The organism is Pseudoalteromonas sp. NSLLW24, from assembly GCF_015864725.1.
Lineage (GTDB): Bacteria > Pseudomonadota > Gammaproteobacteria > Enterobacterales > Alteromonadaceae > Pseudoalteromonas > Pseudoalteromonas arctica.
On the sequence record NZ_JADYWQ010000009.1, the window covers coordinates 129,544 to 145,557 of the forward strand.

Here is a 16,014-nt window from a genome sequence, read left to right on the forward strand (position 1 = left end):
GTCTATTAGTCTGTATTTTCATACCAATAATCCAAAGAGGCGTTTATGGACGTACTTTCGAGTGTACTGAGTCATTTTTCACTTAATGCCAATGTGTTTTTTAGTGGGAACATGTGCGGTACGAGTGACTTTAGTGACGATCAAGGTGTTGGGCATTTACATTTATTACGTTCTGGTACGTTAAAAGTGCGCAGTAATAGTGGTTTTGAAGTGGTTTTGTCTACGCCTTCGGTTATTTTTTTTCCTCACTCTACAGGGCACTGTTTATTTTCGGATAAGGGTGACGGTGCTGATTTAGTGTGTGCACAAATTAGCTATCAAAGTGGAGGGCATAGCCCTTTATTGCAGGCGCTGCCTTTTTGCTTAAATTACGAATTAACGGGTGATGGATTATTAGCGCAGAGTGCTTTTTGGATTTTTGAAGAGGCATTTAAAGACGCCAGCGGTAAGCATTTAATTATAGATCGCTTATGCGATGTATTTTTAATTAGTGTGCTTCGTAAAGTACTAGAAGAAGGCACAATTAAAAGCGGGATGATGGCAGGGCTTGCCCATCCTCAGTTGGCTAAGGTATTAATAAAAATACACCAAACCCCAGAACAAAGCTGGTCGCTCAGCACTATGGCTGAGGAATGTGGTATGTCGCGCTCTAAATTTGCCGATACCTTTAAGCGAGTAATTGAGCAAACACCGGCTGACTATTTGGCTGATTGGCGTTTATCGGTTGCTAAAAAGCTTATTTTAAAAAATCAAAATATGGATTTAGTAGCTAATCAGGTTGGGTACGAAAATGGCTCTGCACTTGCCCGTGTATTTAGAAAAAAAACAGGGCAAGCGCCAAAAGAGTGGTTATTGAGTCAGCAGTAAGCTTTATTTTTTGTGTGCTAACTACTATTCGTTTTTAATTAAGTAATTTGAATTGAGCGACCAAAAGTTGTTTTCGAGCTTTTGTAGAGGTCGTTTTTTAGAGCCTGGCGATGCTTTATGTAATATCAAATTAATAAGATCAGAACTTACTGCAGGATCACTATGAAAGTAATCATGACCAATTAAGCTGCCAGATTTAGGCACTTTAATTAGGCTTACGTTACCTACAGAAGTGAATATGTCTTGCTCGTTTATGTTTACATCTTTGGTGTTTAGCCGACCAAAGCTCAAGCTGTTTGTTAGCCACTGTGAAATACCCAATGCGCTATCTTCTTGAGAGGTGTAAATGGTAATTTGTCCAAATGCAGGCCCAAATTGCTCTGCCATTAGCCTTTGTTTAATAATACCAAAATCGAGATCAGGGGCTGCTAAAATTAAGTTTTCAATACGCAGGTCTTCGCGGGGATTTCCGCCACTGGCTCTGTTCTCAATTATAAGCTCTCTAAGTGTTGTGGTTACTACATCGGTGCCACGGCTATGCGCAATAATATGAATGTTTTCTATTTCAGGATTTTTGAAAAGCAGTCGCAAAGTTTCTTTTAAATGAAAAATAGTAAATTGACCAGACTCTTTATCTTCAAAATAGCCGGTTAATCCTGTGGCAGCGGCAGGCCAAGAGTAAACAATAGGTACGCCTTGTCGATTCAAAAAATGCCATATACCGGCAAGGGTAAATACCGATTCGTTAAAGGTATTATTAAAGCCATGCACAAACAAAATAACGTCTTTATTATTACTGTTTTTTAAACGCTGATTAATGTTTTTGTTTAACTGGGTTTCGTGAAAAATTTTGCGTTCTAAAATATCTTCGTCAATTTGGAGTTTATTTTTTACGCGTCTAAATTTATAAGGCGATAAAGGAAAACGACCTAATTCATCTGCTTTTTCCATTACGTAAGTTAAATTAGCGGAGCGATTTTTAAGATTACTTTGCTTTAATAGCTCACTCCACTGCAACGACTTATCGCCAAAATTTACTTTTGCTACACCATACGCAATTGATGGCGAGCGACTTGCGTTATACATAACCCCCTCTTTTTCAGAAATTGCTCGGTCTGTAACGTAGAGCAATTCCATACTTGTAGTATGTAGGTTTTTAGGTACTTGGGCTTCTGAATAAGGCGTACTTATATATAAATTGGGTGTAGGCATTAAAGCTGGGTTTGAAGTACAGGCAGATAGCAAAATAATGAGCAAAGGGGCGAAAATATAGGATTTACCTAGAGGGTGAAAAAGCATGCTTATTCCTTATTTTCGGTTTATAAATTATTTTAAAGAGGTTAAGTATAAAATTAGCATATAAAAAGTAACATATTTATTACCTTTCACACATCACATACTAATTTTATAATGTATTGTTGCGTTAACGAGGATTCAAAATAAAAATACCCGAGCTTATAAGTAGCGAAAGCTGCGGGCATTGTTTTTTTGGGAGGCTTATAAAGCTAAATCTTAATCGCCTCAGTAGGCGTTGTTGATAATCCACTAAAATACTTCATTACCAATTGGCCTTGGTTGTTTTTTTCTATTACTAAGTAATTGTTTGAATTAGGGTAGTAAAAGCTATTTTTAGACATGGTAATAAGTTTTGTTTTATCGCCACCAGTGCGCTTTGAATACAAAACGTCATTTTCAAAAATTAGGCTGCGTAAGGTGTTTTTATCAATACGGTAATCACCCAATACGGGCGCTAATTGCTGCTCTGTTACATCTGCTTTTTTAAACTCGGGGAGTGTAATACCTAGAGTTCTGGCTGTGAGTTTTTCGTTGATAAAAATAGGATTTATGTGGTTTGAATTAGCCAGTACTGCAACATATAGCTTTTGTTCTGGAATATAGCGTGCATGTGCTAAAAAGCCATTTATTCCGCCAGTGTGTTTAATTACGGTGTATTCATTCAAAGGCTTAATAATTAATCCGTAACCATAGGATGAAACGCTGCCGTCGTTTAGTTCAAAAGGGCTGACCATCTTCTCATAACTTGCTTTACTAATAAGCTTGCCAGACGATAACGCACTAAACCAAATGTTTAAGTCAGTTGGAGTAGATATAAGCGCACCTGCGGCATATGGCCAATCCATATTAATGTAGCTGGTGTTGATAAATCCTTGCTCTGTTTGCTCATAGCCAGATGCGCGATGGGCAACAAGTTCTTGCCCTTCGTAGCTGCTCTGAGTCATTCCTAATTTTTTAAATATGTGTTGTTCAATAAAGTCTTTGTAAGACTGGCCACTTGCTACTTCAATTATTTTACCAAGCAGTGAATAACCCGTGTTGGAATAAGCCATTGTTTCGCCGGGTTTAAACACCATTGGGTGTTTGGCAAATCGCGCTAGTGCATCGTCAACGCTTGTGGGTACTTGTATTTCTTTATCAAAGAGATCGTCGTCATCTGTGTAGTTGGCGATGCCTGAGGTGTGGGTTAATAAGTTTTCGATTGTGACGAGGTTGCCCTCTGTTGGGAAGCTTGCAACATACTTATGAATATCATCGGTAACCGCTAGCTTACCTTGCTCTTGCAACATCATAATTGCAGCTGCAGTAAATTGTTTTGAAATAGAACCTAAACGTAAAACGCTTTGCTCATTAAGTGCAATGTTATGTTCAAGGTTGGCAAGCCCGCGCGTTCCTTTAAAAAGTACTTTGCCATTTTTACTTATAATTACCGATACCCCAGGCTCGTTTTCAGCAAGGTTATCGTTAAGAATTTCCTGATACTGCGAGGCTGTCGGATTTGCTTTTACAAGGCAGGGTGTTAATAGCGAGAGGGCTAACAAACAGCTAGCGTAAAATGGCTTAATCATATTCATCCTTTTTAGTTTTTATACCAAACCTGTAGATAGGCTTAGCGATCCCTGTGCTTCATTTAAGCGGTTATTTACTTTAATTTATAAGTATTATTTTTAGTTTATAGCCAGTTAATATTGCACAGCTAAAAAGTAAACTCAACGCTTCGCTTTAGTTACCCATATACATTCAAACTTTTTGTTAAATCAATAAACGCGCATAACCTTGGTGGCATATGCCGCTTAGTTAAATAGTTTAAGTAATTAGGCACTCCTCCCATTTTATATATATTAAGTAGCTACTATGATTTCAGCCGCTTGGATAAAAACAAGGTTGTTACATCAGCTACTTTAATTAGTGACAGTTTATCTGCATGGCTCCATGAAATTTTTGAGCCAACACTTTCACAACAAATAACACCTAGTGGCTTGTTATCAATAAAGTAGATGTAATCAAGCAAGGAGTAAATGTTTGATGGTTCAAAATAAACTTTGGTGAAGTTTTTAGTGATTTCGTGGTTTCTCGCATCTGATGCGTCTAATACTTTATGATCTAAAATATAGTCAAAGTATGCAGGAAAGTCTTCAGCTTTTAAAACTGCATTACTTACTATTTCATTTTTTTCATCAAGGCAAATTAAGCTATTAATGGCAGTATAGTCGTGATTAAATAACCAGAGACTGACTCTGTCGGCATTTGGAATTAACTTTTTTAGCTCATTGCATATCTGTTTTAGCTTACGTTCACTCGTAATGTTTGGGTTACTAACTTTAACTGCTAAATTTTTGAGATTTGAGTTTTTTGGATTATAGACATTGAGCAAGCTATTTAAATGCTCTTTATTAAATGGCTTCGTTAAATAGCCATCCATACCAATATCTAAATAGTGTTCAATATCTTGTTTCATGGTGTTGGCTGTCATGGCAATAATTGGCGTTGTTTTACCTGTTTGTTGCGCTCTAATTATTTTAGTGGCTTGCACTCCATCCATCACTGGCATTTGAATGTCCATAAAAATCAAATCAACATGGTTGGCAAAAAAGTAATCAACGCATTCTTTGCCATTTTCGGTAAATATTACTTTCGCATTATGGGCTTGTAGCATTTTACTTACGACAACTTGATTTACTTTATTGTCTTCGGCAACCAAAATAGTACACCCTTGTAAATCGGTTATTTCTTTATTTGGTTTTAATAATTCATCGAGTTCTGATGTTTCAAAGCTTTGTTGGTAAGTAAATACAGAACCTTTATCTTCTTTACTCGTGAAGTTGATTTTGCCATTCATTAAATCACTTAGCTTGGTGCAAATGGAGAGGCCAAGGCCCGTGCCCCCGTACTTTCTAGATGTAGATGAATCAGCCTGATGAAACTCTTTAAATAAATTTTGCTGTGCAGCTTTACTAATACCAATACCTGTATCGATTATTTCAAATACAATATTTTGCGTGTTGAAGGAGTTCTCTTTTACAGTGACTTTAAACTCTACCTGGCCTTGTTGTGTAAATTTAATCGCATTTGAGCATAAGTTATTTAAAATTTGTGAAATTCTGACAGGATCGCCTTTTAAGGTTGTAGCGATATTTTTATCTATAGATGGAATAAATTTTATTCCTTTATCTGTGGCTTGTTTCATTAGTGGATTAATTACATTGTTAATGACTTCGCTCAGGTTAAAGTTAATATTCTCAATATTTAATTTACCCGCTTCAATTTTTGAAAAGTCTAAAATGTCATTTACAATATTTGATAGTATATTCGCGGAGCTTAAAATACTTTTTAAGGCGTTATCTTTTTCTATATTTGAAGTCTCTGCCAGTCCAAACTCAGCTAAATTTAAAATGCCGTGCAGCGGAGTTCTTAGCTCGTGTGACATATTTGCTAAAAATCGACCTTTTAGAGTGTTAGCTGTATCAGCTTCTTTTTTTAGTTCTTCAAGATTTTTATTATGTATTTGTTGTTGTTTTAATGCAGTGGCCAGCTTTCTGTTGTTTAACCTGAGCTCAAGTTGTGCGATAACTTCTTTGCCAAGTATTTTCAGTGCGTTAATTTGTGTTTGAGTTAGCTTTTTTGGCTGGTCGCTGATAACACATAATGTACCAATTGTGCTGCCACTAGGTGTAACTAGCGGTGTGCCCGCATAAAACCGAATGTTTGGATCGCTGGTTACTAGAGGGTTATCATAAAAACGTTCATCAAGTAGAGCGTTTTGTATTTCAAATACTTGGTCTTGCAGTATTGTATGAGAGCAAAATGCGATATCTCTTTCGGTGGAGTCTACATCGATACCATACTTTGATTTAAACCACTGCCTTTGTGGATCAACTAAGCTTATAAGTGATATGGGGGCTTCACAAATATCAGAAGCAAGTTGAGTTAAATCATCAAATACTTTTTCGGCTTCAGTATCTAATATTTCATACTCATACAGGGCTTTTAATCTAGATTCTTCGTCTACTGGTATTTGTGCTTTTATCATAGTATTGCTCAATATTTATATAGATTCACTATAAGAGTAATTTAGTGATAATGACAACTTTAACATTTAAATCAGGCTAATAAATAGATTCTGTATTTTGTTACTCTCTTATTATTTTTTTGAAGTGTTTTTTATAAAACCAGCGAAAGTAAAAAGGATCTTTCCATACTGAACACTCTCAGTAATTAACATCGGAATTAATAGGGATTAAACCAGTCTATAGTTTTACATCATCTGTAAATTTTGAAACTCAGCAGCTCTGCTGGTGGGCAAATTCTGCAACCTTGTGAATTATAAATTTCTAAAAGCATGTGATGGCTCGAAAAGGCTGATATTTTCCTTGGCATAAGTGATATTCACTAATGAAGTATCACGAAATGCTTACAATTAAATCACGTTTTAACTGTATATTTTACTTAGTTAAAACTTAATTTGAACACCCGCTCAAGTTGTGCTTTAATCATGTCTCAATTATTGAGGAACTTTACATGATTAAATTTTATTTTCACCATACTCCTAACCCAATGAAGGTTGCACTCTTTTTAGAAGAAACAGGCTTACCGTTTGAACTTGTTCCTCTTGATACTTTAAAAGGTGAGCAACATACACCTGAATTTAAAGCAATTAATCCAAACGCTAAGGCGCCAGCAATTGTTGATGGTGAAACTCGTGTGTTCGATTCGAATGCTATTTTAATGTACCTTTCTGAAAAATATGGAAAGCTAGAAGGCAAGGGCGATGACCGCGCTGAAATGCTGTCATGGTTAATGTTTATCGCATCTGGTTTAGGTCCGTATTCAGGGCAAAGTGTACACTTTAGACACATGGCGCCAGAAGGGCTTGATTACGCGGTTAATCGCTATTTACGTGAAGCGCAGCGCCATTACGAAGTACTTGATACTCACCTTGAAGGTCGTGACTTTATTGTGGGTGATACGTATACCATTGCTGATGTATCTGCATGGGGCTGGATTGATAAAGCACCGGTTGTATTAGGTGAAGAGGGCTTAGCACCGTATCCAAATCTTAAGCGTTGGTTTGAAAGCATTGATAGCCGCCCAGCGGTTGCACGTGCACGCGTAATTGGTACTGATGTAGCCTTTAAAAAAGAGTTTGATGAAGACGCTAAAAAAGCGTTTTTCCCTTCAAATTACCCTAAAGTATAAAAAGTACTTAATACTAAACAGCAGATCAGCTAGCTGATCTGCTGTTTAGTATTTCATGGCTGTGTTAGCACCTCTTTATTTTCATCTGCCACGAATAAATTAACTTCCTCTGTGTGCTGGCTTACGCTATTTCTTTTTAGGGCGATATATAGGTCTGAGTGAATATATATACCTTCTTTTCCCGACTTCATTCCTGCAATTTCAAACCACGAAAGTAGTTGGCGTTTTCTACCTGCAAGTTCAAGCCTTATATCGCGCTTTTTAAATATAACATCTAGATCGGCAAGCATTGCCATTACGCTTAAATCTAAGTGAGTAAAGCAGGGCACAGCGTCAATTATTACACAGTGGGTGTCGTCTTTTTGCCTTGCGTATTGCTCAAGTAATCTGCGTTTAAAGTAGCTGGCATTAAAGTAAGTTAAAGGTGAATTAAAGCGATAGATAAACACGCCTTGCACTGCTTTTGCTTTATCTGTGGCGTCTAAACTTCTTACTACACCGTTAACATCTACGCCGAGTATATTGTCGGTTGGGCGCATTACAGTGCGAATAAACTGAAATAACCCCAGTAATACAGCAAGTGTGATCCCTGGTATAACGCCAATAAATAACACCGCAAGTAAGGTGGCTGAGGCGAGATAAAATGCCTGTTTGTCTTTTCGTTTTAGTTGCCAAACAGCTTTTAAATCGAGTAAATGAACAGAGGCAATAATAAGTACAACACCTAGCGCTGCGCTTGGAATAAATTCAAGTGGCGCTGTTAAAAATACGGCTATGACCGCAATAATGGCCGCTGCTATTATTGATACTAACTGCGTTTTACCACCCGTTGCATCGTTAACAGCGGTGCGTGAGTCGGCGCCACTGACTGCAAAACCTTGCGAAAGAGCTGACGCTATATTGGCAATACCTAGCGCTCTAAATTCTTTATCGGCGTCTATGTCGTAGCCATTTTTAGCGGCAAAGCTGCGCGCAGTTAGCATCATACTAACAAAACTCACGATGGCTAAGTTAAGTGCGGGTACCACTAGCTCACGAATAATCCCTAAATCAAAAACAGGGGTATTAAAAACGGGAAGCCCGCCAGTTACGGTACCAATGGTTTTTATATCAAGTTGTTTTAAATCAAAAATCCATACCAAAAGCGCACCAAATGCAATGGCAAACATAGATGCAGGCCACGTGGGTCTTATGCGCTTCATGACAAAGTAAACCGCCAGTGTAAACAAAGCCATTAGTAAGGTGGGAACATGTGTTTGCGCTAGGTATGTGGGTACACCACCTAGGCGTTCAAGTAGGTAACGTTCGTCAAAGGTAAAACCGAATACTTTGGAAAATTGACCAACAATAATAGTGATAGCTACGCCGTTTAGTAATCCCATTAAAATAGGTTTAGATAAAAAGTCGGCTAATACACCTAACTTAAATTTACTGGCTATAAAGCACCAAAAGCCGGTCATAGCGGTCATGGTGACAACAAGTTGCCAATGCTTAAAGCTGTCACCTGCAGCAAGAGGTGTTACTACGGCGGCAATAACGGCGCAGGTAGCAGCATCAGGACCGACTATTAACTGTTTTGAAGTGCCAAAAAGTGCATATAGCATCATTGGCAGTATGCAAGAATATAACCCGACGGCGGCGTTAACACCGGTTAGTTGCGCATAGGCTATGGCAACAGGTAAAGCTACGGCAGCTACCGATAGCGCTGCTCTTACATCATCAGCAAACCATTGTCGCTCGTAGTGCAGCAATGTATCTAAACCCGGCATAAAATTATATAAACGCGACAGCACTTCAACTTTTCCTGTTAATAGTAGTAACGCTTTGATAGTAAATTTAATGTTCAAATAAGTATAGCTAGGTGGGTGTGTTTTTTACGTAATATAAAGCTACTTTTTTATAGACGTAAAAAAGCCTGCATAAAAGCAGGCTTTAGTTTTTAGGGAAAATTAAAATTTAGCGCGAATACCAAAGCTGTAACGGCGATCCGCTTCAGTGTACTTCCAAGCACCACCTAGTTCAGATAGGTAGATTGAAGGCTCACCCGTTAAGTTGGTCGCATTACCTACTAAGGTCACGTTTTCGTTAATATCCCAGCTTGCAGAGAAATCTAACTGGCCTCTGTCGTCACGGTAGTTATTACCGTAAACAGTGCCTTCTGCTGAAATGCTGCCGTCTGAGTTAATATTTTCTACGCGTTTCTCGTTTTCTGTATCTAAGAAACTGTCACGGTAGTTATAAGCGATACGAGTAGAGAACCCTTCGTATTCCCAAAATACTTGTAAGTTGTACGTATTTTTAGAAATATCTAATAATGGGTTGCCGTTTGGTTGTTCGCTGTCTGCATACGTGTAGTTTGCATTAACACCTAAGCCAGAAAATGCACCAGGTAAGCTTGTGAAGAACTGTTGGTAACCAACTTCAAAACCTTGTACTGAGCCGTTTTCACCGTTTACATTTTTAACTGTATCAATACCCGTTAGTCCTGCGTCACGCAAGCCTGCAACATGGTTAAAGCCATCTATATCTACAGGGTAGTCAGTCGCATCTGAGTAAACTAGGTTGTCTTGAGATACACCTGCAACGTCAAGCTGACATACTTGGTTCCACTGAGTTACGTTTTGACCTGTTGAAGTGCTTGATGCTGCTACACAGCTACTTTCGTTACTTAAGAAAGACTCAACATCTTTATAAAATACTGCGAAAGATAGTACGTTACCTTCATCAAAGTAATGCTCTACAGATAAGTCGTATTGCGTTGCACGGTATGGTTCTAAATCAATAGAGCCTTGCGTTGCACCTGTAATGTCGTTATTAACGTCAAATGCAGGGCTTAGCTCGCTAAAGTCAGCGCGGCGCATAACTTTTGCAGCAGCAAAGCGGAATAATGTTTCGTCTGAGTAGTTATACGTAACGTTTAAGCTTGGTAAAAAGTCGCTGTAGTCATTGTCGCCAGTTACTTTTTCGCCATTAAGAAATACGCTTGATTCTAAATCTGTAGTCACATAACGACCACCCACAATCGCAGTGATGTTATCAAAGTCTAAGTACGCTGATATGTACACAGCAGCTGTATCTTCAACTACGTTACGGTATGCGCTTTCTTGGAACTCTTGGTTATCTGAAAGACTACCTGTTGACGCTAGGTTAGTACCTGCAAGTAACTGCTGAAGTTGAGCGTAAGTATTTGCAGGGTTAGATAAACCGTTGTAGCTTAAAAACGTTAGTAGGTCATTTTGTCCTGAATGACCTAATTGGTCAAAAGAGTTGTCGTGGCTAACTGTTGTGAAGCTATTTGAAAAAGCAGCGTTGTAGTCATCAACCCATAAAGTAGCTAATGAACCATCTGAGTCGTTAAATGCATTTTTGTAAATGTCTTTAATTTCTACTTTGTATTGCTCATATTCGTAATCGCGGTTAGTAACACGTACACCTGCTTTTACTTTAGATACCCAGCTTAAGCTGCTGAGAGGTTCAAACATTTCAACGTCAAAACGAATAGCTGTTTCGTCATTGTCTGTTCTTCTATCTTCACTTTTAAACGTACGTAGTGCTAAGTTTTGTGGGTCAGTAAATGCATTTGGATCTGAATGAATGATGCTTGGTAATTTATTACCGTCTTGAGAAAATGCACCATCATATAAATGATTTGTTAGCTGAGTTCCGCCACTTGCTTCAAATGTTGATTTTTCGATTGGGCGAAGTGTAAATTCAGAATCAGGTCTTACGCTTTCTGATGATGCTACTGCAATTTCACCAGAGATTTTTATACTGTCAGTAAGGTTCCACTCTGCACCAAGTGCATTTGAAAACGAGTCAGTTTCACGAAAGTCACTGTATGTTTTAGGGATACCAAATTCGTTTGTTAGCGTGTAATTATTTACGCCGTTAGCATCTTGAGTTGTATTTGCATCTGTTGATAGTGAACCCGCAACACCTAATATAGAGTTACCACTTTGCTCTCCAGAGCGTTTAGTGCCACTTAAATCTAGATACACCATGCCATTACCAGATTGTGGTGCCCACTGAAGTGATAAATTTACAGCAGTACGTTTACGTTGTTCTACATATTGCTCAACACTGTGCTCGTCTCGTACGATAGCGTTGCCACTTGGTGTATTACCTTCTTGGCCATTAATATCAATGTCTTGAGGTTTAACACGGCTAGACGTTTCATCTTGGCGAATTTCACGATCTTGATACGAAAACATAGCAATGGCACCAAAGGTACCCATTTCGTCAAAGTCCCAGTTGTTACCAAGTGAACCACTAAAAATAGGTGCTACTTTTTCTGTTTTATCTGCATATTCACCATCTAATGAAACTGCGCCAGTTAGTTTATCTAACTCTAATGGGCGAACTGTTTTTAAGCTAACTGTTCCGCCTAATGCACCTTCAATCATATCGGCAGTAGGAGACTTAACGACTTCTACTGTTTTTAAGAAACTTGATGGGTAATCTTGTAAGCTAATACCGTCACGAGAGTCGCCAATAGTAGAGCGACCGTTTAATTCAACACGGTTTTGAGGTAAGCCACGAATCGAAACACTGTCACCCACACCAAAATCGGTATTAATAGATACACCAGTAATACGTTGCAGTGCTTCTGCAATATTATTATCAGGTAACTTACCAATGTCTTCAGCAACAATCGCATCTACAATACGTCCGTCAGTACGCTTAAGCATAGCGGCGGCTTTCATACTACCTAGCATGCCTTTTACTTCAATAACTTCAATATCTGCAGCTGCCGTTTCTGAAGCTGCCGGAGCCTCTTGCGCTGCAATAGTAGAAGAAGCCATTAATAAAAGGGCTGCTGCACTGATTGTTGTAGAGCTACTTCTTTTATGTTTATTAATTAATGTTGAAGTAATTTGATTGAGTTTCATGTATCTCTCCCGTTTGGGTACGACTTACGTCATTGTGTGTGTTGTTACTTGGTTTGGTTAACCAATTTAACTGCTGTTTCCCTGTAGCGTGTCATACAGGTGGTATGGTTGAAATTAGTCCAATTCAGCTTTTATTACAACCTTTGTTTACCAAAAATTCACAAGGTGTATTACAAAGTGTTCTTTTATTTTGCTTATATTTAATAAATTTAATGGCTTATGGTGTATTTTTATTTTTTATATTTTGAGTGAATTTTATTGAAGTATGTTTACCAAAGGCGTTTTTTTATATTATTTGTACTATTAAATACACTTTTTAGTGCTGTTTTTAAATTTTATGCCGTACTTTTATACGTATTTAGTTTGTTTTTTAAGTGATGTTAAAATAATGAGATGTTCATTAAAGGTTGGCTATGGCTTATAAATTTGCGAAATAGTAAGGAGTATAAAATCATTCAATTTTATTTTGGTTATTTTTTTTGGTAATACCAATTTTCTATTGTTTTTATATGAATTTTGTATTAGAGCTTACTGATACATATCTATATATGATTATAAATAGAGTGATTTTTGCGCAAAAAAAAGCCCAGCATATTAATGCTGGGCTTTCTTAGATTAAATATATTAGCTTTTTAACTCGCCTGTAGATGATTCTAAATGGGCTCTAATAAACCACTGAAATTGCTCTAGGTCAGCTAGTTGGCTGGTGATCATATCTTCAGACACCGGATCTAATTCAGAAAGAGTCTCAATTGCTTTGCGGTGATCGCCATTAACGCCGTTGTATACTTTATCAAGTGCGGCTAAATGCTCGGTTACTAACCCTTTACCTACTGAGTATTCGTTCCATGTACGACGATCTACAATTGATTTAGGCGTACCAACGGGCACTCCACCAAGAGTCGCAATTCGCTCTGCAATTGTATCTGTCATTTCTCGCACAATGTCTACTTGTGGGTCTATCATTTCGTGTACGCCAATAAAGTTAGGTCCTACTACGTTCCAGTGAATATGCTTTAAAGTAAGCTGTAAATCTATCAATGCAACCATGCGGTTATCGAGCTTTGCTATTGTTTTTTGAGCTGATTCGTCACTCATACCTGGCGCGGTAAATTTAGTTGTTTTGTTTGATTCGTTATTGTTACTCATAATTTCTCCTACTTAAGTAATGTGTTGCTCATATAATATGTTGCGTTATGAGCATGACTTAAACTTAATGAAGCAACTGTTATGCCGTAAGTTGATTGTTTTTAAAAGTGATTTAAAAACATGTGGTTATGTTATTATTTAAGATTTTAGAGGCTGGAGGGGTGATTGAATTTTTGAAAAGCCTGCATACATTTGTAAAATCTGCAGACTTTAATTTAATAACGCTTAAGTGTATTTAAACTTTGGCTATATATTCGTGCGCTTTTAAAACATCGAGCGGCACTATTTCTAATGATTTTTTATTTGTAGCTTCAAGTACCACTGGTGGCGCAACGTTTGCTGAAATAGCATGAAGCCATCTTACCGCACACAAGCACCATTTATCACCGGCTTTTAAACCTTCAAAATCGTAAAGAGGGTTTGGGCTTATTAAGTCGTTACCTTGTGATTTTGAAAATTGTAAAAACTCGTCAGTCATAATTGCACACACACTGTGATTGCCAAGATCTGATTCTGGTACATAACAAAAGCCTTCACGTGTGTAGCCACCATTACCGCAACATAGTTTTAAACGTGTGCCAAGTACATTAAATTGATTCGCCATGAAATACCTTAGTTTGTGGTGTTTAATAAATTTACTCTATCAGGAGTAACTCGCTTGAGATAGCTATAAAACTTAAAAGAGGGAAGGGGGTCTACACAAACTTAAGCCCGCAGCAAAATTGCGGGCTTAGTATTATTTATTTAATACGCAGTGCCATACAATCGCTATGGCCGTTTATGATCATGCTTTTATCAACACGTACGCCACCGCCAGAGTATTTTCCGGCGGCTGTAAAACTACATATTTGTACAAAGTAGTCATCTACTTTAGGCAGTGCAAATAGTTGTTGGTATATTTGGTCTTGCTCGGCAAAGTGCCCCATTGTTTTTTCAATAACTTGCTGCTGTTCATCAACAAGTTGAATATTAGCGCCACAGCGTCCTACTATTGGTTTAACTACATAACCGGTTTGTAATAACTCGTCGTTAAGCTCAAACGCGGTATTAAGTAAATATTTATGATTAGGGAATAAGCTCCACAGTATTGGCAAAATAGCTTTGTTACTTGGAATTAATGTCCACAGCGGTTCAAACACCATCACGTTTTTACGCAGTAATACATCGACTAAGCGTGGCGTTTCACCAGCTTTGAATTGTGGTTCAAAGTTATCACCTAATGATTGGTCGGCTTCGCATTCTTCACGAATTTGATCAAGTGCGGTTTCCCACGACCACGTTTTCCACACGTAACTCAGTTGTGCGCCGTCTTCATCTACTATGTTGCCTGATTCATTCCAGCGAAGTGTGCTTAAGCCAATTACTAACTTACACTCAAAGCCCGCGGCTTCAATGGCTTCTTTCATAAATAATGCGTGGTAATGCTCTTCTGGTTCATCATCTTGCAGAATATGAACAAGACCTTTTACTTCACTTTTACGCCATGCTTTTACGAGATCTTTAAATAAATTTTGGCCTGCATCTACACCTGTTTTAACACCAAAGTGTTTTGCCCATTTACCCTGAACTTTGCCGCTTTCCATGTAACACGATGCCGAATCGCAATTGTATTCGTAAACTTTTAAACCTGCTGCTGTTAAAGCAAAGTCAAACCGACTGGTAATTAATTGGTTTAAGCGGTTATCCCACGATTGGCGAATTTTATTAATCACAACATCGGGTAAATTAAACTTTTTTAATAACTCAGGGTGCTGCAGTACATAGTCGGTTGCATGCATAAATAAGCCATGCAGCTCATTTGTTGCATGCTCAATGCTTTGCTGCGCCGTTTGAGATATCGCAAAGTAATTATGTTGATCCTCAGCTACTGATGTAAGTTTATGGCCTTGCATCATTTCTACGTAGGCAGCTTCATCGTCATTCGCAATATTTAACCATGACTTGTTTGCTTGGCCTGTATCTACTGCTTTATGGGCTTCTATAATAAATAAATCAGTGTTTAGCTCAGACGTTGGCTCAGCATATTCTGTTTCATCAGTTTGTGTCATCCAGCCTAAAATAGTGGCGTCGCTGTAAGAGCACTCAATCCAATAGTCGCCATCTTTGGTTACTTTTGCTTTTAGCTCACGACACCAGCTTTGATCTTTTGGCCATATTTGATGTCCTACATTTTGCTCAGCAAGGCGTATTTTATCTTCGTGCACTTCAACAACGACAGCAACATGGCCTGTTTCTTCAAACTCGCCGCCTTCCTCCCAAATAAGTAAACTACCTACTTGAGGATGATATTTAGCACCATTTTTAAACGCGTTTAGTGGCAATCTGTTTTGGCTATTTACATCGCGCACAGAACGCAGCTCAAAAATATCGTAAGCCATAGCAATATCATCAAAAATATAGCTATGGTTGAGATACATCCATCGACGTGCAAATTCAACGCATTGCCATTTATAGCCCATGTAAATGCCATCAAGGTAACTACGATAGGCGCTACGATTAGGATAAATACTTTCGTCAGCCGTATCATAATCAGATGAGTAAACAGCAACATTACCAGGTGCATAACCTAATAAGGTACCAAAATCACTAGCAGGAGCAGAAGATTTCATAAACAAAG

The 16,014-nt window shown here is 38.1% G+C and carries 10 protein-coding genes; 2 read left to right on the forward strand and 8 right to left on the reverse strand.

The genetic code is table 11. From position 1 onward, the window contains the following. The first annotated feature begins 45 nt into the window (after positions 1 to 45). On the forward strand, positions 46 to 867 hold the full coding sequence (locus I6E72_RS11495) for an AraC family transcriptional regulator (protein ID WP_197101235.1): 822 nt from the start codon (positions 46 to 48) through the stop codon (positions 865 to 867). A gap of 24 nt (positions 868 to 891) precedes the next feature. Here I6E72_RS11495 and I6E72_RS11500 read toward each other — a convergent pair whose 3' ends face one another. The 3 genes from I6E72_RS11500 to I6E72_RS11510 all read right to left on the reverse strand — a co-directional run bounded on the left by I6E72_RS11500 (position 892) and on the right by I6E72_RS11510 (position 6,193). Next, positions 892 to 2,166 (reverse strand): alpha/beta hydrolase, encoded by a 1,275-nt coding sequence (locus I6E72_RS11500; protein WP_197112363.1) that lies wholly within the window; start codon positions 2,164 to 2,166, stop codon positions 892 to 894. Positions 2,167 to 2,372: 206 nt separating this feature from the next. Continuing rightward, positions 2,373 to 3,731, reverse strand: coding sequence for a serine hydrolase domain-containing protein (locus I6E72_RS11505; protein ID WP_197112365.1), 1,359 nt, complete (start codon positions 3,729 to 3,731; stop codon positions 2,373 to 2,375). A gap of 284 nt (positions 3,732 to 4,015) precedes the next feature. Next, a complete protein-coding gene (locus tag I6E72_RS11510; RefSeq protein WP_197112367.1) occupies positions 4,016 to 6,193 on the reverse strand; it encodes a GAF domain-containing hybrid sensor histidine kinase/response regulator in 2,178 nt (725 codons plus the stop codon). 488 nt (positions 6,194 to 6,681) lie between these two features. Here I6E72_RS11510 and I6E72_RS11515 point away from each other — a divergent pair, with 488 nt between their 5' ends. Continuing rightward, on the forward strand, positions 6,682 to 7,359 hold the full coding sequence (locus tag I6E72_RS11515) for a glutathione S-transferase family protein (protein WP_007581448.1): 678 nt from the start codon (positions 6,682 to 6,684) through the stop codon (positions 7,357 to 7,359). A gap of 53 nt (positions 7,360 to 7,412) precedes the next feature. Here the strand turns inward: I6E72_RS11515 and I6E72_RS11520 are convergent, their stop codons facing one another. The 5 genes from I6E72_RS11520 to gss all read right to left on the reverse strand — a co-directional run bounded on the left by I6E72_RS11520 (position 7,413) and on the right by gss (position 16,006). Next, entirely contained in the window at positions 7,413 to 9,152 is a 1,740-nt protein-coding gene (locus I6E72_RS11520; protein WP_165734680.1) for a SulP family inorganic anion transporter, read from the reverse strand. Positions 9,153 to 9,308: 156 nt separating this feature from the next. After that, complete coding sequence (locus tag I6E72_RS11525) at positions 9,309 to 12,248, reverse strand: TonB-dependent receptor (protein WP_169059817.1); 2,940 nt, start codon at positions 12,246 to 12,248, stop codon at positions 9,309 to 9,311. Positions 12,249 to 12,872: 624 nt separating this feature from the next. Continuing rightward, positions 12,873 to 13,397 carry a DNA starvation/stationary phase protection protein Dps gene (gene dps, locus I6E72_RS11530; RefSeq protein WP_197112369.1) on the reverse strand — a complete coding sequence of 175 codons (525 nt, stop codon included), beginning with the start codon at positions 13,395 to 13,397 and terminating at the stop codon, positions 12,873 to 12,875. Between the two features lie 235 nt (positions 13,398 to 13,632). Then, a complete protein-coding gene (locus I6E72_RS11535) occupies positions 13,633 to 14,001 on the reverse strand; it encodes a DUF2237 family protein (RefSeq protein ID WP_007581464.1) in 369 nt (122 codons plus the stop codon). 136 nt (positions 14,002 to 14,137) lie between these two features. Further along, positions 14,138 to 16,006 (reverse strand): bifunctional glutathionylspermidine amidase/synthase, encoded by a 1,869-nt coding sequence (gene gss / locus I6E72_RS11540; RefSeq protein WP_197112371.1) that lies wholly within the window; start codon positions 16,004 to 16,006, stop codon positions 14,138 to 14,140. Between the last annotated feature and the right edge of the window lie 8 nt (positions 16,007 to 16,014).